This is a genomic window from Acinetobacter sp. AOR18_HL (assembly GCF_027855145.1).
Taxonomy (GTDB): Bacteria; Pseudomonadota; Gammaproteobacteria; order Pseudomonadales; family Moraxellaceae; genus Acinetobacter; species Acinetobacter pittii.
The window spans coordinates 141,262-159,209 of sequence record NZ_JAKTIG010000005.1 but is presented as its reverse complement, the minus strand read 5'-3'; the positions used below and the strand labels follow the sequence as shown (position 1 = coordinate 159,209).

Here is a 17,948-nt window from a genome sequence, read left to right as displayed (position 1 = left end):
ACATAGGCATAAAAAAACGCAGCTCAACGCTGCGTTTTTTTATAATAAGCTTTTAAGCAAGAGCAGCTACAACAGCCTCACCCATTTCAGCCGTACCTACTTTTGTCATACCTTCAGACATAATATCTGCTGTACGCAAACCTTGATCAAGCACTTGACCTACTGCATCTTCAATTGCTTTTGCAGCAGCTTCTTCACGGAATGTGTAGCGAAGCATCATTGCAACTGAAAGAATAGTTGCTAATGGGTTTGCCACATTTTGACCCGCGATATCAGGTGCAGAACCATGGCAAGGCTCATACATACCTTTGCCATTTTCATCTAACGAAGCCGATGGCAACATGCCGATTGAACCTGTAAGCATTGCTGCTTCATCAGATAAGATGTCGCCAAACAAGTTACCCGTTACGATCACGTCAAACTGTTTCGGTGCACGTACAAGTTGCATTGCAGCGTTATCAACATACATATGTGAAAGCTGAATATTTGAATAATTTGCTTGCTGTAAATCAGTAACTGTTTGCTTCCAAAGCTCTGTAACTTCCAAAACGTTAGCTTTATCTACAGAACAAACCTTTCCACCACGTAAGCCTGCAAGTTCAAAAGCTACTTTTGCAATACGCTTAATTTCGCTTTCAGAATAAACGTCGGTGTTATAACCTTGCTTTTCACCGTTTTCGAGTTCACGGATACCACGTGGCTGACCGAAATAGATACCGCCAGTCAATTCACGAACAATTAAAATATCTAAGCCAGCAACAATTTCAGGCTTTAAGCTCGAAGCATCTGCTAATTGCGGATATAAAATCGCTGGGCGCAAGTTAGCAAACAAGTTAAGTTCACTACGAATTTTTAAAAGACCACGTTCAGGGCGAATAGAACGCTCAATGGTGTCCCATTTTGGTCCGCCTACCGCACCTAATAAAATTGCATCAGCTTTTTTTGCTTGTTCACTTGTTACTGCTGGGTACGGTTCACCATGCGCATCAATTGCCGCGCCGCCTAATAAGCCATGTTCCCAAGTTAACGATAAATTAAATTTTTCATTTACTGTATTTAATACTTTTTCTGCCGCCCCAACAATTTCAGGACCAATACCATCACCAGCTAAAATTAAAATCTGTTTAGACATGAACTTTTTCCATTTTCCAAAGACAAGCAGTGCTACAACTACCGCGGTGTTAGTTTTTTCTGCTCAAGGAATTCACCTAGTCCTGTTGTAACATCAAATGGTCGACAAAAACGGCGAATGACATGCCCATCTTGTTCTAAATCGACACATAATGGATCTGGTACAGAAACATTCAGCAAACTACCCGAACGGTTAGATTTGTCTCGGTACATTTTAAATGTATAGCGATGGTTAGCATTAAACTGGTGAATCACATGAAATGTTTCTGCACGATCCGGAGAGATCGGATAGAAACGAATCACCACTTCATATTGTTTAGCAGGCACTGATAAATATAAGCTGTTAGTTTGGCTAAGCACTGAACCTTGTAATCTCACAATCCCTTGATGAATTGCCTGATTACTAATTCTTCGTGTTTGCGCATCCACTACAGTAATATCATTTAGTCGTTCAAATTCACAACTCTTCGCGCCCGAACAATATATTGCTGCATTCTGCCCCAAATTTTCTTGTTCAGCCTGCTTAATGCGGACAGTATCCACTACATTGTAAGTGCTTTGACAAGCACTGAGTGTTATTGCGCACAGGCTCAACAAAAAGCTATGAGTAACGTTCCTCTTCATTGTTCAAGCCCAATCCTCATCTAGTGCATAATTCTAAGGTGTTTTTATGCTTTAGCATGTTAGCAAGAGTTTGAACGCTACGCCATGGCTATGTTTAAAATGTACCGAAAGGTTAATTCAACTCTTGGAATACCCAAGGACGAACTTGTTTAGTTTTTTCTTCATAAGCGCGAATTGCGTCCGCATTTTGAAGAGTTAAACCAATATCATCCAATCCATTTAACAAGCAGTGCTTACGAAATGGATCAACTTCAAATTTAAACGCTTCACCTGTTGGAGTACGTACTTCTTGAGCGGCTAAATCAATTGTTAATTGATATCCCTCATTAGCAGCACATTCTTTAAATAACTGCTCAACTGTTTCTTCTGGCAAAATGACAGGTAACATGCCATTTTTGAAACAGTTATTAAAGAAAATATCAGCAAAGCTTGGTGCAATAACCGTACGGAATCCATATTCATTTAATGCCCAAGGCGCATGCTCACGGCTTGAACCACAACCAAAGTTAGTACGAGCAATTAAAACTGTTGCTCCTTGATAACGAGGCTGGTTTAAAACGAAATCCGGATTTTTTGGACGTACTGAATTGTCTTGTCCTGGATAACCTTCATCTAAATAACGAAGTTCATCAAATAAATTATCGCCAAAACCAGTGCGTTTAATCGACTTTAAAAACTGTTTTGGAATAATTAAATCTGTATCAACATTGGCACGATCTAATGGTGCAACGATACCTTGTTCAACTGTATAAGCTTTCATGGTTTGCTCCAGATCGAATTAAAATGAACGAACATCAACGAAGTGACCAGCGATTGCAGCCGCTGCCGCCATTGCTGGGCTCACCAAGTGAGTACGACCACCATTGCCTTGACGGCCTTCAAAGTTACGGTTAGACGTCGATGCACAATGTTCACCTGGTTGTAACTTGTCTGCATTCATTGCTAAACACATTGAACAACCCGGCTCACGCCATTCAAAGCCAGCTTCCAAGAAGATTTTATCCAAGCCTTCTTTTTCAGCCTGTTGCTTAACTAAACCAGAACCCGGAACAATCATGGCTTGTTTAATGGTAGATGCCACTTTACGTCCCTTAACCACCTCAGCCGCAGCACGGATGTCTTCAATACGAGAGTTCGTACAAGAACCAATAAACACACGATCAAGCTGAATATCAGCTAATGCCTGACCTGCATTTAAACCCATATATTGATAAGCACGTGTCCAATCATTACGTTGTACGTCATCTTTCGCTTGTTCTAAAGTTGGCACAGCTTCAGTAACTGGAATAACCATTTCTGGTGAAGTTCCCCAAGATACTTGTGGTTCAATTTCTGCGCCATTTAACTCAACTACAGCATCAAACACAGCATCTTCATCTGAATGCAATGTGTTCCAGTAAGCAACTGCTTGTTCCCATTGCTCACCTTTTGGTGCATAGCTACGACCTTTCACGTATTCAATAGTTTTGTCATCAACAGCCACCATACCGACACGCGCACCTGCTTCAATCGCCATGTTACATACCGTCATACGTCCCTCAATCGACATATCACGGAAAACTTGACCACCGAACTCGATTGCATAGCCCGTACCGCCAGCGGTACCAATTTTACCGATAATCGCCAACACCACATCTTTTGGTGTTACGCCTTTACCCAATACGCCATCTACGCGAACCAACATATTTTTAGATTTTTTCTGAATCAAGCATTGTGTTGCTAAGACATGTTCAACTTCAGATGTTCCAATACCATGCGCCAAGCAACCAAAAGCACCGTGAGTGGCTGTATGTGAATCGCCACATACCACCGTCATGCCCGGTAAAGTTAAGCCCTGTTCAGGCCCAACTACATGCACAATCCCCTGACGAATATCATTAATACTAAATTCAACAATATTAAAGGCCTTACAGTTGTCATCTAAAGTTTGAACTTGAATACGAGATGTATCATCTTCAATACCAGCGATGCCTTGGTCACGTTCCTTTTTAGATGTTGGAACGTTGTGGTCTGGTGTAGCAACGTTTGCACTTAAACGCCATGGTTGACGATCCGCAAGTTGCAAACCTTCAAATGCTTGTGGACTTGTCACTTCATGCAATAAATGACGGTCAATGTATAGTAAACATGAGCCATCATCACGCTGTGAAACAACGTGGTCATCCCACAATTTGTCATATAAAGTTTTGCCTGCCATGTCGTCTTGCTCCATTGGACTGGGTAATTCTGATCTTTATTCGATTATAGCCAGAGTTTCACATAAATCTAATTTATCATTTTTATAAATTAGAAAACTTTTTGGAATAAATTATAACTTCCATAAGGTGCATCAAATTTAATAAATCGTTTTTGTTAATGATTATCATTTGCATAATCAATTTTTAATCTTATACTCTAATGCCTATACTAAAAATATCTAAAGTGGCTAAAGAGAATGATCATGGCTAATATCCAAAAATTCGTTATAAATAATCAACGTACCTTAAAGAAAACCTTAAGCTATTACATTATGCATATTACTGTCGCAATGCTAGTCGCATACTTTGTAACAGGTAATATCTGGATGGCTTTAACATTAAGTATGCTTGAACCAACCGTACAAGCTTTTGCTTTTTTCTTCCATGAAAAAGTTTGGGCTGCTAAAGATCGCCGCATATCAGCCTTAGCTGAAAAAGAAACAACAGCTTAGGCTAAGATTAGTGCGGTAATTCATAACTTTCTCACTCGTTTTGCTGCAAGCATGATACGATTTTGGCTCGGCAACTTTAGCCCCTCGATTTTTCTATTCCAAGTTGAGTTGTATTATGAATCTTGCAGCCTTTGAAGCTTTTGTAAAAGTTATGGAAACAGGGTCTATCTCTGTGGCAGCAGATCAGTTATTTATTACTCAACCTGCCGTTACCAAACGAATTCACAGTTTAGAAGAATATTTTGGCGTAAAACTATTTGAATCTGCAGGCCGAGGTGTTCAGGCAACTCATGCTGCACATTCATTACTTCCTAAAGTTAAAAACTGGTTAAATGAGCTGGGTGATATTCACCATACGCTGAGCCATGAACAAACTCAGGTACAAGGCCGCTTAAAAGTCGGTACGAGTCATCATATTGGTTTGCATCATTTACCTGCACCACTTAAGCATTTTGTTCAGCAATTTCCTCAGGTTACTTTAGATGTGCATTTTGTTGATTCAGAGCAAGCTCATGAACAAGTACTGGCTGGTGATCTAGAACTCGCATTTTTAACGCTTCCTCCTTCAGGAGATGAGCGTCTTAACTATATTACAATTTGGAATGATCCTTTAGTTTTTGTTGCGGCCCCTTTTCATCCGTTGGCACAAAAAAAGAATCTCACCTTACAAGATTTAATTGAATATCCAAGCTTATTACCCGCTGCACAAACTTATACTGCTCAAATCACTTTAGCTGAGTTTGAAAAACAAGGACTTAAACCCAAAATTACCATGAGCAATAACCCTCTTGAGTCTATTCGCATGTTGGTGTCAATTGGTTTGGGTTGGTCAGTTTTACCAAAAACTCTGTTGAATCAGGATATGCAGCAGCTTGATTTGAATGTTGAGATGAATCGTCAATTAGGTATGGTTTGGCATCCTGCACGCACTCAATCTAGAGCCATGCAGGAGTTGATTAAAATGATGCAGGATGCATAAAAGACTCTCATCTAAGCATCTACTCGAATTTAATTTATCCAAGCTTTAAGAGGCTTCTAATTTGTTGCACCATTTGGTTTTCATCAAGCATATGATGGGGAATCGTCATCGTTAATAGCTGATCTGATCGAAAATGGCGGTCTACTTCAAGCATAACGTGAGTTTGATTAGGTTCAGCAACGAAAGAAACTTCAACCTCATTAAATCCGCTAAACATATGTGAAGAGACAAATTCAAGCTCTTGGTAACAACCAATCGTTGATCTAAAATTTCGCGCAGTCAGCTGCCCTTTTTCTACATCTACTGTCGATAAAACAAAGCCACATCGCTGCATAGCCTGTAGAAACATTTGCATGGCTGGAGTTGGCAGAACCTTTAGATAATCACGATCAGTTGCATCTAATCCCCAATCAACATCCATATGGGTTTGAATCCAAACACGTGCACCATTTCTTCGACAAGCAACCTCAGTAATCGGTGTCTCAAATGGTAGTTGAATACTAAAAGGGAAAGAATGCGCTTGATGTGCTGGCAAAAGGAATCGAGAGTTCACTAACCACTCTTGTAAAACTAAAGGTTGGTTAAACTCATGATCACCGGATTCGACTTCTGCCATCGTCACTAATTGCAAATAAAGACCATTAATCTCTTTATCAGATGCTCCACCTTTAAAGCTAATTTCTCCATGCAATGTGCTGCCTGCTTGCAAGCTTGGGTTCTGTAAAACAGTTTCTACCGTCACACCTTGAAGACCCAAACCAGACATAATTTTACTAAACATTTTTTCTCTAACCTTTCGAATTATTTCCTGTCATCTGTAGCAGCATATTTATTATTAAAGTGCATCATCTCCAGCGAGCTGAATCTTACCATCTGCAACTTCATTCATAAATTGGTCATAGTCATTTAGATTACGTTCTGCATATTCTTCTGCATACGTTTGTAATACTTCTACTATCGTATTACCTTCGCCAAGATATCCCATAAGTACATCTGCATTTCCAGATTTAGCGTGGGCATGAGCTAAGGCTAAACCACAACTTTCGGCATACTCATAGAAATACTCATCATCCATGTCACTAAGATCAACCGAAATTTTCATATCACGTAACTGACGTACATGAAAATGTTGATTTGATATGGAAGAGAATCCAAGAAATATATCACTTGCGGCCTGCATGAGCTGCTGACCATGCACTACACGCTCACCTTCGTGATTTACCTTGTCTACAAATAGCGGGCTGAGAATTGATGGATTCGCTTCTTTCATTTGTAAAATTAACGGTTCCCGATCTGCATCTTGAAATAATGCAATCGCTGATCGTGTACCAACACTTCCAACACCCACTACTTTCAAAGCTACATCTGTACGTTGATAACGATCAAAAAGCACTTGGCGATCATATTTCAAAGAATCACGGTATTTTTGAAAAAATACATCAACATCTTTACCAAATGGCTCATCCATACTTGGATGCCATAATAACGGCGCATCATCCACAAAATGACGAAACCCTGTATCTTGATCTTGCTGGGTAAGCTTTGGCAAAACAGAGTACGCAGTTCTTTTCTGTGCTGAATCGAGATGCTTCTCGCGTTTCTTTCTTAGTTTTCGACACTCAGTATTTTCTAATAATGTACTGGCATCAACTTTTTCATACCAAACTTGGAGTGGTGAAAGTTCTGTAATTTCTAATAAGTGCTGACGATAACTATTCAGCATTATTTTAATTGCTTTTAATCCGACTTTCTCTGCAAGATGAATATCACGCGCCGCGATCACAAAACTGGTTGCTAAGCGCTTTACATCCCATTCAAACGAGGCAACTAAAGTTTCGTCAAAATCATTAATTCCAAATAACAAATTACGTTCTGGACTTGCAAAACCACCAAAATTACTTAAATGACAATCACCACAAATCTGTTGAAATAAGCCTGAATTTGTCTGCTCCCACGCTTGGTCAAATAGCATCAAAGAAGGCATGCCACGATAAAATGTAAATGGAGAAACACTCATCCGTTTTGCACGAATCGGCTTGAGCTTTTCTAAACGTCCTTGGTTACTCCAATCATAGACCGTTAAAGCAGTTGTACCTTTTGGTCGTTCAGAAAGCTTTGATAGCTGTTCACGTGGAACTTTTTTACGTTGAGCCTTACCTAATTTGAAACCTTCGCTTTTATTAAGTAATTTCCCCTGATAGCTATGACGTGTTAAATCAATACTTTCATCATTCCAAAGTTGTTTTGGTAATTTAATTTGTGCTGTTTTTGACATTATTTCCTCATTTTTAAATTAAATTTTTTTATATTCTGAAATCTTTGCCAAGATAGAATTTATTTTATTAATCATAGCAATATCTGTTTTTAGCTAAGATTTATAAGAGATATTAAAAAATGATTTTAAATATAATTAAGAGTTGGAAGACCTCAAAACTTTTTAAACTGTTCTTCCAACTCCACAATTTTAAATCGACCAGTCCTGAATGTCCCAATTGTGTTCTTGGGCCAGCTTTTCAAGGCGATCATCAGGGTTTACTGCAATCGCATGAGTTGCATATTCAAGTAAAAAACGGTCATTAATTGAATCGGAATACGCCCAAGACTCAGACACGTTACGGCCTTCCAACCATGCATCTAGACGTGCAAGTTTGCCTTTTTGATAACACGCTAAACCAGCAACTTTACCCGTATATTTTCCGTCAGCCACTTCAGCATTGGTTGCTAAAATTTCGGTAATCCCAAATTCACGGAAAATCGGCGCAGTAATAAAATCACTCGTTGCCGTAATACCCACAATAGTATGGCCTAAATCTTGATGTTTTTTGATTGCATCAAAACCTTTTGGACGCATTTGCGGACGAATGACTTTTTGCATGAACAATTGGTGGAGCTCAGTTAAGTAGTCATTGTCATGCTGCGTTAAAAATCCGAAAACAAATTCATTATAAGCATATGGGTCAAGTTGCCCTGCTTTGTAATCTTCATAAAATTTATCATTCATCTGACGATGATGAACCGGATCAACCAAACCTTCATTGACTAAAAATTCACCCCAAGAATGGTCTGAATCGGTATTTAACAAGGTATGGTCTAAATCAAACAACGCCAGTTTCATGAAAATTCTCGTTTAAACTGAAATTTAAGAAAAAAAATGTAAATCTATCTCCGCTAGTCGATAGAAATTCGTTAAGATCGTAGCAATTTAAACATTTTACTTTGATCTTTTCGAGCTGGACATAAAAAAGTGTTTGTCCCCGCGATTAAAGTCAACGATATAGACAATATTTAGGTAGCCAAATGATCGATTCAGAAGGTTTCCGACCGAATGTCGGGATCATTTTGGCAAACGATGATGGACAGGTTTTATGGGCAAAGCGCATTGGTCACAATGCTTGGCAATTTCCACAAGGAGGCATCCAGTTTGGAGAAACCCCTGAACAGGCACTTTTTCGAGAACTGAGAGAAGAAATCGGCTTATTGCCCGAACATGTCCAGATTATTGCGCAAACCAAAGGATGGCTGCGTTATCGTTTGCCACATCGGTACATTCGGTCAGACTCTGACCCCGTATGTATCGGACAGAAACAAAAATGGTTTTTACTGAAGTTAACTGCACCTGCAAAAAATATTCAGTTAAACCTCTCCGACCCGCCCGAATTCGATGAATGGCAGTGGGTTAGCTATTGGTATCCTCTTGGACAAGTGGTGAACTTCAAGCGTGATGTTTATCGTAAAGCCATGGTGGAGTTGTGTACACAGTTGCCGATGCAACAATTACCCTAAAAATCATTTATCTAGCAAATGATTTTTATTAAAAGTGCTGTTATAAATACATTCATAGTCTAAAAAAATACTGGAGTATACATCCATGTCAAACATGCAACTCGACACTCTACGGCGCATTGTCCAAGAGGTTAATGCGTCCGTCAGTTTGCATGAATCATTAGACATCATGGTTAATCAGGTTGCTGAGGCCATGAAAGTGGATGTTTGCTCTATTTATTTACTCGATGAACGCAATCAGCGTTATGTATTAATGGCCTCTAAAGGCTTAAATCCAGAATCTGTAGGCCATGTTTCTTTACAACTCGGTGAAGGCTTGGTCGGTCTGGTCGGGCAACGCGAAGAAATCGTTAACCTTGACAATGCGCCAAAACATGAGCGGTTCTTGTATTTACCTGAAACAGGCGAAGAAATTTATAACTCTTTCCTCGGCGTACCAGTCATGTATCGTCGTAAGGTTATGGGCGTTTTGGTTGTCCAAAATAAACTTCCTCAAGATTTTAGTGAAGCTGCCGAGTCCTTTTTAGTTACACTGTGTGCTCAGCTTTCTGGCGTTATTGCTCATGCTCATGCAGTGGGTAATATTGACGTATTTCGTAAGCCGAGTAATGGACCTGCCTACAAAACCTTTCAAGGCGCTTCAGGTGCAGGCGGTGTTGCTTTAGGTCGCGCTATTATTTTATATCCACCTGCCGATTTGGGTTCTGTGCCTGATCGTGAAGCAGAAGATATTAGCGATGAACTTCGAATTTTAGATCAAGCCATTTCATCAGTACGTTCAGAGATTCGTTCTCTGGATGAAAAAATGCATGATTCTTTAATGGCTGAGGAACGCGCTTTATTTAGTGTTTTCTTAAGAATGCTAGATGAAAATGCATTACCAGCAGAAATTAAAGAACTTATCCGTGATGGACATTGGGCACAAGGTGCAGTACGTCGTGTCATTGAAAAACACACTGCCCTATTTGCACAGATGGAAGATGACTATCTTCGTGAACGAGTTTCCGACCTTAAAGATTTAGGGCGACGTATTTTAGCCTCTTTGCAAGAAGAAGACTCTAGCCATCGTGACCTGAGTCCAGACAGTATTTTAATTGGTGAAGAGATTAGTACTGCGGCACTTGTAGAGTTGCCAGTAGACAATATTGCAGCGATTGTGACATCCGAAGGTGCAGCCAACTCACATATGGTGATTGTTGCTCGTGCATTAGGTATTCCAACTGTAGTTGGTGTAACTGAACTACCAGTGAACACACTTGATGATGCAGAAATGATTGTGGATGCCTATCAGGGCCGTGTTTTTGTAAACCCTCCACGTCGTTTACGCCAACGCTATAAAGAAATCCAAAAAGAAGATGAGCAAATCGCAAAAGATCTCAAACAATACGAGACCAAAGAAGCGATTACTCCAGATGGTGTGTCTGTTCAGCTCTATGTAAATACAGGCCTCATGATTGACGTAGTACGCGGAGTACAACGTGGTGCTCAAGGTGTCGGTCTATACCGAAGTGAAATTCCATTCATGTTACGGGAACGTTTCCCAGGTGAAGAAGAACAACGCGCAATCTACCGTCAACAGTTGAGTCACTTTGCCAACAAACCTGTGGTGATGCGAACACTGGATATTGGTGCCGATAAAGACTTGCCTTATTTCAGTATTGAAGAAGAAAACTCGGCATTAGGTTGGCGTGGTATTCGTTTCACGCTTGATCATCCCGAGATTTTTTCTTCGCAAATTCGCGCCATGCTCAAAGCCAGTATTGGTTTAAATAATTTGCATATTTTATTGCCAATGGTCACTACAGTCAGTGAAGTCGAAGAAGTACTTTATTTACTTGAGCGTGACTGGATTGCTGTGCAAGAAGAAGAGCAAGTTAAAATTACCAAACCAAAAATTGGAATTATGGTTGAGGTGCCGAGCGTACTGCTACAAATTGATGAGTTTGCTGAACTCGTCGATTTCTTCTCGGTCGGTTCAAATGACTTAACACAGTATTTACTTGCAGTTGACCGTAATAATCCACATGTGGCTAACGTTTACTCACACTTCCATCCATCCATTCTACGTGCGCTAACTCGCTTAGTTAAAGAATGCCATGAATATAAAAAACCTATCAGTATTTGTGGTGAAATGGCAGGTGATCCATTATCAGCAATCCTGCTCATGGCAATGGGCTTTAATACCCTTTCAATGAGCTCGAGTAATATTTTGCGTGTACGAAAAGCAATTTGTCATGTACCAATGACAGATGCACAAAAATTGCTGGATGATGTCATGAAAATGAATAATCCACTCATCGTGAAAAGTTGGCTTGAGTACTATTTTAAAACTCACGGTTTAGCTGATATGGTTAAATCGAATCGAATCGTAAATGTTTAATATATAAACAATAAAGGAGAGCAATGCTCTCCTTTATTCCTTTGAGCTCGCTTCTACTACAATTAAATATAAAAATTTCATCTCACCATTGCTCCCCCATCTTAATCTTTTAAATAAACGTACAATCGGTTTTTTAAATCAATATTGACAGTTTAATCCATTTGAAAAATAAGACTCCTACTCCTAGTATATTTACAGAGCGTTATTAAAAGATCTTACGTTGTTCCAACAATTGAAGAGGTAATTCTATGCATCGTTATTTACAAGTTTCATCTTATTTTTCCTCTTGTTTTTTAACCTTCATGCAGTAAATTGGAGGAATAACAAGTAAAGGAATCTGATGCATTATTAAATAAAATATAATGGCCGACATCTCAGTGAAAAGACTTTTAAACGGTTTCTCTCACCATTTGTTCTCCCATTTCTTTATTTAGTAAACATGAGTTTTTAAACCAGAAGTCCAGGAAAATGAGCCCTAACATTTTTACGAAGAGCTCAATAATTATTACCCAGAGAGAATATAACCATGTCAGATGAATCAAAATGCCCTTTTTCAGGCCCTAAATCAAAACCAGAAGTAACGGTCGGTGGTGGCACGCCTAGTTTACACTGGTGGCCAAAACAACTACGCGTCGACCTACTCAATCAACATTCAGAACGCTCTAACCCACTCGGTAAAGAATTTAATTACCGTCAAGAATTTAAAAAACTCGACTACTACACCCTCAAAGCTGATATCAAAAATGTATTAAACGATTCTCAAGATTGGTGGCCAGCCGACTGGGGAAATTATACAGGCTTATTTATTCGTTTAGCGTGGCATGCTGCCGGTACATATCGTATGGGCGATGGCCGTGGTGGTGCTGGTCGTGGTCAGCAACGTTTTGCGCCATTAAATAGTTGGCCTGACAATGCAAGCTTAGATAAAGCACGCCGCTTGCTATGGCCAGTTAAACAAAAATACGGTCAAAAAATATCATGGGCAGATTTATTTATTCTTGCTGGAAACATCGCACTTGAATCTTCGGGTTTCCGCACCTTCGGTTTTGGTGCAGGTCGTGAAGATGTTTGGGAACCAGACAACGACGTAAACTGGGGCGATGAAAAAGAATGGTTAGCTCATCGCAACTCTGAAGCATTGGAAGGCAGCAATCTAGCTGCAACCGAAATGGGTCTAATTTATGTAAACCCTGAAGGCCCACAAGCCAGCGGTGACCCTAAATCAGCTGCACCATTTATTCGCGCGACTTTCGGCAATATGGCAATGGATGATGAAGAAATTGTTGCCTTAATCGCGGGCGGTCATACTTTAGGTAAGACCCATGGTGCTGCCTCTGCTGACCATGTTCAGGCTGATCCTGAGGGAGCATCAATTGAACAAATGGGCTTTGGCTGGTCAAACAGTTTTGGCACTGGTGTTGGTAAAGATGCGATCACTTCAGGTTTAGAAGTGATTTGGTCACAAACACCAACACAATGGAGCAACTACTTCTTTGAAAACCTATTCAAATACGAGTGGGTACAAGAGCGCTCACCTGCTGGTGCAATTCAATGGGTAGCAGCAGATGCTGAGGCAATCATTCCAGATCCATTCGACCCATCAGTTAAACGTAAGCCAACAATGCTTACTACAGATTTGACCTTACGTTTTGATCCTGAGTTTGAAAAGATCTCTCGTCGTTTCCTTAACGATCCACAAGCCTTTGCCAATGCTTTTGCTCGCGCTTGGTTCAAGTTAACTCACCGTGATATGGGTCCAAAAGCACGTTATTTAGGTCCTGAGGTTCCGGCTGAAGATTTAATTTGGCAAGACCCATTACCTGCTGCTAGTGCTATACCGTCTACTGCCAGTATTGATGATGCAAAAGCAAAAATTGTTGCATTAGGACTATCTGCTGGTGAGCTAGTTTCCCTTGGTTGGGCTTCGGCATCAACTTTCCGTGGTGGAGACAAGCGTGGCGGTGCAAACGGAGCACGTATTGCTTTATCACCACAACGTGAATGGGACGTAAATAAAAAAGCAGTTGAGACTTTAACTAAAATTGAAGAACTCAAAGCTTCTACTCAATTATCATTAGCTGATTTAATCGTGCTTGCAGGTAACGTTGGTGTAGAGCAAGCTGCTCAAGCGGCAGGTTTCAATATTAGCGTTCCATTTGCCCCTGGTCGTGTTGATGCATTACAAAGTCAAACTGATGTCGAATCTTTCCAATTATTGCTCGGCCTTGCTGATGGTTTTAGAAACTGGAAAAAAGAAGGAGTCAGCGCAACAACTGAGGCATTATTAATTGATAAAGCACAACAACTGACTTTGACTGCACCAGAGTTAACTGCATTGATTGGTGGCTTACGTGTACTGGGCACCAACTGGGATGGCTCACAACACGGTGTATTCACTCAGCAAGTTGGTGTACTCAGCACAGACTTCTTTACGAACTTACTCGACATGTCTACTGCATGGGCACCTGTTGACTCAACAAGCGAAGTCTTTGAAGGCAAAGATCGTAAAACAGGCGCAGTAAAATTTACCGCAACACGTAATGATTTAGTCTTCGGTTCAAACTCAATCTTACGTGCATTAGCCGAAGTTTATGCTCAGGCAGATGGTAAAGAAAAATTTGTTCAAGACTTTGTTGCTGCATGGACTAAAGTCATGAATCTTGATCGTTTTGACTTAGCTTAATTTAAGCCAAAATGGTAAAAAGCCAGTTCAATTTGAACTGGCTTTTTTAATATCAAGCATCGTTTTTTAAACAGTCAGTTTGTGTCCTTCCCGAATGCAATAAAAAGGATTTGCAAGCTTTGAAGAAGCTTTAATTGCCTGTGCTTGAGCATGCTCTGGGTCTTCTCGGTCTTCATCAGTCAACTGGAAAGTTCGATAATGAATCGCAATAGAACGATGAGCCTGTAAATCGAAGTGCGCATGTAGCGCATCTTGCGGGTTCATATGAACATAGCTCATCAATTCACGTGGCTCATACGCACCTATTGGAAGTAAAGCTACTCGCGGTGCGCCATAACGGGCATGTATTTGCTTAAAATGACCCGCATAACCGGTATCACCCGCAAAGAAACAATGACCTGTTTTAGCCACAACCGAAAAGCCGCCCCAAAGTGCCTTATTCTGGTCGCGTAAACCACGGCCTGAACCATGCTGTGCAGGTGTATAGATTATTCTTAATTCGTGATAAGGAATTTCTTGCCACCAATCCATCTCAATGACATGAAACTCTTTAGGTAGATAAAAACCATTCCCGAGTCCAGTGTAAATTGGCATTGCGAATTTTTTATGTAGCCATTCAAGTGTCGCCAAGTCCATATGGTCATAATGATTATGGCTGAGCAAAACTCCATGAATCGTCGGTAATTGTTCTAGTGCAAAACCTGCTGGGCATACACGGCGTGGGCCACGCCCTTGTGAAGGACTTGCATAATCACACCACACTGGGTCGGTAATAAAGTTATAAGGACCAATCTGAACCAATACCGTTGCATGCCCAACAAACCAAACTTGCCAATCATCCAGATCTGCATGAGGTCGATTTTGCGGCAAAGCTACAGCCGTATTTACACGGGTTTCATATTCATTTTGAATATCCACTTTCCATGTAAAAGACTCACGCGTAACCAACCAACGCAATAACTCTTTTGAGCCACGAGCAGGTGATTTAGGTTGTTGATTATAAAAACGTGTATCCGTTTCATGCCCAGACTCGGGATGACAAAAAGGAGGTTTTATCCATGTATGCGTCCAACAGGACTGAGTCGGCAATTGATATGTTAATGTCGGCTTGTCTTTCATGGGCTTTTCTATGTTTTAGCATCAGCAGAATGGATGTGATCAGGTTTCTATCTTAACGATTAAAACAAATTAAGCTATGGCACTTACACTTATTTATCATATAAATATCCATTTTATCGTGGTCATAGCCAACCTAAGTTAAATTAGAGTGCCATAAAAAACACTTAGATGTGTTGAGTTTATGCGTCAGTAATTACCATTCTTACTAAGACTTCTTGTATAACATAACAATTAGAAGATGACGAAAAGCCGCCATAGAACCTGTCTATTTCATCTTTGTCACCCGTAATTTTTAACTTAAGATTCTTCTGTGCAATAAAAACAATATATTTGGTAACAATTACATTTGGGTAGATCTTAGCGACCTCTAGGTTATAAATTTATTTTATTATTCTAGTTTTTGCATAATATGAGAATTTCTTAAATGAATATTTAAATCCTTTAGAAAATTCTTTGATTAATTAAAAATAATGTATTTATTATTTAATTATTAATATATTTTATGAATTATTAGAGCTTATATTCCTATATTAAATCTTTAATGAAAATTAAAATTCCATTTATTTTATAAATACCTAAATCACCTTCACGCTATATCTATTTATGCTTTATACTTCACTTAAATCATAGTAAGACATTTTTTGGATTAGTCTTATGGAACTACGCCATCTCCGATATTTCATTACCGTTGCTGAAGAATTAAATTTTAGTAAAGCCGCTCTTAAACTTTTTACCGCACAGCCCTCTCTTAGCCAACAAATTAAAGATTTAGAAGAAGACGTTGGTGTACGACTTTTAAACCGCACAAAACGCAAAGTTGAGTTAACAGAAGAAGGCGAAGTATTTTTAGAACATGCTCGACTCACCCTCGCTCAGGCTGAAAAAGCGGTCGCTATGGCACGACAAGTTTCTAAGGCTAAACAGCAATTGTTACGTATCGGTTTCGTTCCCATCGCAGAAATGAAAATTTTCCCTTATGTGCTTCCTAATCTGCGACTACAATACCCAGACCTTACTATTGAACTATCTAATTTAAACAATACTGAACAGCTTAAAGCCTTAAAAAAAGGAGAGCTGGACATTACGTTTACCCGTGAAAATACAGATAGTGATGAAATACAAAGCCAATTTGTTTTAACTGAACCCCTGATTTTCTTACTTCCTAAAAATCATCCACTTGCTCAATATGATCGAATCCCAGTCCATGCCTTACAAGGTATTGACTTTATCATTCCGGCAGCCGAACAATCACAAACCTTACATAACACCATTTTAGATTTCGCTAAAACTCATAACATCGAACTGAATATTGTTCAAAAAGCAGACAGTATATTATTCAATATTAACTCTCTTGGTTCTGGATTAGGCTGTACAATTTTACCTGCCTATGTTGCGCCTTTAGGCATCAAAAATACGATAGTTCGTCCACTTGATGTCGACTTACCAACACTTGATTTATTCGTAAACTATCGTAAAAACTCACAGTCTTTAGGCGTTCAAAAATTCATTGACCAGCTCACGAAAGTATTTCATTTAGATAAAAACTTAAACCACGCTTAATTATTACGAATAATTTTATTATTAAGCGCATGATTAATAAGATCATCTTTATAAAAAAGTATAAATAAATATTCCTTTTATTTATTTTATACTTTTTATAAACAGTTTAATCCACGGTAATGTCCTATTTTACCTAATAGGTAAAATTAAATATCTCATGAATATAAATGAAAAGAATTGAAATAAAATCTATATAAAACCATATATTATTTTCACCATTTAATAAAAAATAATATATTTCCCGTATAATAAAGGAGACTAGGAAAATGGTTGGCGTATTTCAACATCTAGGACGTAGTGTACAAAACCGCCCACATTTCTTTATTGCTTTATTCATAGGTATTGTCACAGCCGGTATTTTGACATGGTTAACATCATGGAAGTGGTCAACTATTTTATTAGTCAGCTGGAATGCTTCCGTTAGCATATATTTACTACATGTTTGGCAACTCATGAAAAGTGCCGACCATTCACAAATGCAACAGCAAGCTAAAAAACAAGATGAAAGCAAATGGGTCATTATGCTGATTGTTTTATTAGCATTAATCATGTGTTTGGTTGCTATTTTAATTCAACTGTCACAACTCCCTTCCGACAGTTCTGCAAAGTTAGGTCATGTGGCTTTAGCTTTACTCACCATTGTGTCTGCATGGCTTTTTATGCATACCGTTTTTGCTCTACATTATGCCCATGATTTTTATATGGCTCTATCTAGAAATGAGGAAAATGGAGGGTTAGATTTCCCTGGTACAAAACAGCCAACTTATCCTGATTTTCTATATTTTAGTTATATTATTGGTACTTCTGCTCAAACTGCGGATGTGTCGATTACCAACAAGCACATGCGTCTTTTAAACTTATTTCACGCTGTGTTGTCTTTTGGATTTAATACCACCATTTTAGCGATCTGCATTAACGTTGCTGCTGGCTTTCTTACCAATTAAAATCTTTATTTGAAAATAAAAAAGCCACCCTTTTGGGTGACTTTTAAGAATATTAG

15 protein-coding genes are annotated in these 17,948 nt (G+C 39.2%); 7 read left to right on the top strand and 8 right to left on the bottom strand.

Annotation, left to right across the window (positions count from 1 at the left end; all coding sequences use genetic code 11):
- Window positions 1-52: 52 nt before the first annotated feature.
- The 4 genes from leuB to leuC all read right to left on the bottom strand — a co-directional run bounded on the left by leuB (window position 53) and on the right by leuC (window position 3,952).
- Window positions 53-1,132 (bottom strand): 3-isopropylmalate dehydrogenase, encoded by a 1,080-nt coding sequence (gene leuB, locus MKL51_RS01500; protein WP_002114882.1) that lies wholly within the window; start codon window positions 1,130-1,132, stop codon window positions 53-55.
- Window positions 1,133-1,170: 38 nt separating this feature from the next.
- A complete protein-coding gene (locus MKL51_RS01495; protein ID WP_005066026.1) occupies window positions 1,171-1,755 on the bottom strand; it encodes a hypothetical protein in 585 nt (194 codons plus the stop codon).
- A 112-nt stretch (window positions 1,756-1,867) separates the two neighbouring features.
- Window positions 1,868-2,515, bottom strand: coding sequence for a 3-isopropylmalate dehydratase small subunit (gene leuD / locus MKL51_RS01490; RefSeq protein ID WP_002114814.1), 648 nt, complete (start codon window positions 2,513-2,515; stop codon window positions 1,868-1,870).
- An 18-nt stretch (window positions 2,516-2,533) separates the two neighbouring features.
- Window positions 2,534-3,952 carry a 3-isopropylmalate dehydratase large subunit gene (leuC, locus tag MKL51_RS01485; protein WP_002115007.1) on the bottom strand — a complete coding sequence of 473 codons (1,419 nt, stop codon included), beginning with the start codon at window positions 3,950-3,952 and terminating at the stop codon, window positions 2,534-2,536.
- Window positions 3,953-4,189: 237 nt separating this feature from the next.
- Here leuC and MKL51_RS01480 point away from each other — a divergent pair, with 237 nt between their 5' ends.
- Window positions 4,190-4,444 carry a DUF2061 domain-containing protein gene (locus MKL51_RS01480; protein ID WP_005804193.1) on the top strand — a complete coding sequence of 85 codons (255 nt, stop codon included), beginning with the start codon at window positions 4,190-4,192 and terminating at the stop codon, window positions 4,442-4,444.
- A gap of 115 nt (window positions 4,445-4,559) precedes the next feature.
- Complete coding sequence (locus tag MKL51_RS01475; RefSeq protein ID WP_005066023.1) at window positions 4,560-5,423, top strand: LysR family transcriptional regulator; 864 nt, start codon at window positions 4,560-4,562, stop codon at window positions 5,421-5,423.
- 34 nt (window positions 5,424-5,457) lie between these two features.
- Here MKL51_RS01475 and MKL51_RS01470 read toward each other — a convergent pair whose 3' ends face one another.
- The 3 genes from MKL51_RS01470 to MKL51_RS01460 all read right to left on the bottom strand — a co-directional run bounded on the left by MKL51_RS01470 (window position 5,458) and on the right by MKL51_RS01460 (window position 8,538).
- Entirely contained in the window at window positions 5,458-6,204 is a 747-nt protein-coding gene (locus tag MKL51_RS01470; RefSeq protein ID WP_005079213.1) for a sporulation protein, read from the bottom strand.
- Between the two features lie 54 nt (window positions 6,205-6,258).
- Window positions 6,259-7,698 carry a DUF2252 domain-containing protein gene (locus tag MKL51_RS01465; protein WP_005079215.1) on the bottom strand — a complete coding sequence of 480 codons (1,440 nt, stop codon included), beginning with the start codon at window positions 7,696-7,698 and terminating at the stop codon, window positions 6,259-6,261.
- Window positions 7,699-7,887: 189 nt separating this feature from the next.
- Window positions 7,888-8,538 carry an HAD family hydrolase gene (locus MKL51_RS01460; protein ID WP_002115098.1) on the bottom strand — a complete coding sequence of 217 codons (651 nt, stop codon included), beginning with the start codon at window positions 8,536-8,538 and terminating at the stop codon, window positions 7,888-7,890.
- A gap of 182 nt (window positions 8,539-8,720) precedes the next feature.
- Between MKL51_RS01460 and MKL51_RS01455 the strand changes: the two genes are divergently transcribed.
- The 3 genes from MKL51_RS01455 to katG all read left to right on the top strand — a co-directional run bounded on the left by MKL51_RS01455 (window position 8,721) and on the right by katG (window position 14,269).
- Complete coding sequence (locus MKL51_RS01455) at window positions 8,721-9,206, top strand: RNA pyrophosphohydrolase (RefSeq protein ID WP_000567255.1); 486 nt, start codon at window positions 8,721-8,723, stop codon at window positions 9,204-9,206.
- Between the two features lie 85 nt (window positions 9,207-9,291).
- Window positions 9,292-11,586, top strand: a complete 2,295-nt coding sequence (ptsP, locus tag MKL51_RS01450) for a phosphoenolpyruvate--protein phosphotransferase (RefSeq protein ID WP_005066019.1) — start codon at window positions 9,292-9,294, stop codon at window positions 11,584-11,586.
- Between the two features lie 526 nt (window positions 11,587-12,112).
- A complete protein-coding gene (gene katG / locus MKL51_RS01445; protein WP_032005644.1) occupies window positions 12,113-14,269 on the top strand; it encodes a catalase/peroxidase HPI in 2,157 nt (718 codons plus the stop codon).
- Window positions 14,270-14,335: 66 nt separating this feature from the next.
- On the opposite strand, the gene MKL51_RS01440 is transcribed toward katG, so the two are convergent.
- Window positions 14,336-15,388: an MBL fold metallo-hydrolase gene (locus MKL51_RS01440; protein WP_107908863.1), complete on the bottom strand. Its 1,053-nt coding sequence runs from the start codon at window positions 15,386-15,388 to the stop codon at window positions 14,336-14,338.
- A 654-nt stretch (window positions 15,389-16,042) separates the two neighbouring features.
- Here MKL51_RS01440 and hcaR point away from each other — a divergent pair.
- Complete coding sequence (gene hcaR, locus MKL51_RS01435) at window positions 16,043-16,948, top strand: DNA-binding transcriptional regulator HcaR (protein WP_005079222.1); 906 nt, start codon at window positions 16,043-16,045, stop codon at window positions 16,946-16,948.
- 266 nt (window positions 16,949-17,214) lie between these two features.
- Entirely contained in the window at window positions 17,215-17,892 is a 678-nt protein-coding gene (locus tag MKL51_RS01430; RefSeq protein ID WP_005079228.1) for a DUF1345 domain-containing protein, read from the top strand.
- Window positions 17,893-17,948 lie beyond the last annotated feature (56 nt).

Bases quoted from the DNA above. Each gene is read 5' to 3' on its own strand.
- MKL51_RS01470 (WP_005079213.1), bottom strand. From the start codon at position 6,204: ATGTTTAGTAAAATTATGTCTGGTTTGGGTCTTCAAGGTGTGACGGTA.
- MKL51_RS01465 (WP_005079215.1), bottom strand. From the start codon at position 7,698: ATGTCAAAAACAGCACAAATTAAATTACCAAAACAACTTTGGAATGAT.
- katG (WP_032005644.1), top strand. From the start codon at position 12,113: ATGTCAGATGAATCAAAATGCCCTTTTTCAGGCCCTAAATCAAAACCA.
- hcaR (WP_005079222.1), top strand. From the start codon at position 16,043: ATGGAACTACGCCATCTCCGATATTTCATTACCGTTGCTGAAGAATTA.
- leuD (WP_002114814.1), bottom strand. From the start codon at position 2,515: ATGAAAGCTTATACAGTTGAACAAGGTATCGTTGCACCATTAGATCGT.
- MKL51_RS01480 (WP_005804193.1), top strand. From the start codon at position 4,190: ATGATCATGGCTAATATCCAAAAATTCGTTATAAATAATCAACGTACC.
- MKL51_RS01495 (WP_005066026.1), bottom strand. From the start codon at position 1,755: ATGAAGAGGAACGTTACTCATAGCTTTTTGTTGAGCCTGTGCGCAATA.
- MKL51_RS01430 (WP_005079228.1), top strand. From the start codon at position 17,215: ATGGTTGGCGTATTTCAACATCTAGGACGTAGTGTACAAAACCGCCCA.
- MKL51_RS01440 (WP_107908863.1), bottom strand. From the start codon at position 15,388: ATGAAAGACAAGCCGACATTAACATATCAATTGCCGACTCAGTCCTGT.
- leuC (WP_002115007.1), bottom strand. From the start codon at position 3,952: ATGGCAGGCAAAACTTTATATGACAAATTGTGGGATGACCACGTTGTT.
- MKL51_RS01455 (WP_000567255.1), top strand. From the start codon at position 8,721: ATGATCGATTCAGAAGGTTTCCGACCGAATGTCGGGATCATTTTGGCA.
- MKL51_RS01475 (WP_005066023.1), top strand. From the start codon at position 4,560: ATGAATCTTGCAGCCTTTGAAGCTTTTGTAAAAGTTATGGAAACAGGG.
- leuB (WP_002114882.1), bottom strand. From the start codon at position 1,132: ATGTCTAAACAGATTTTAATTTTAGCTGGTGATGGTATTGGTCCTGAA.
- MKL51_RS01460 (WP_002115098.1), bottom strand. From the start codon at position 8,538: ATGAAACTGGCGTTGTTTGATTTAGACCATACCTTGTTAAATACCGAT.
- ptsP (WP_005066019.1), top strand. From the start codon at position 9,292: ATGTCAAACATGCAACTCGACACTCTACGGCGCATTGTCCAAGAGGTT.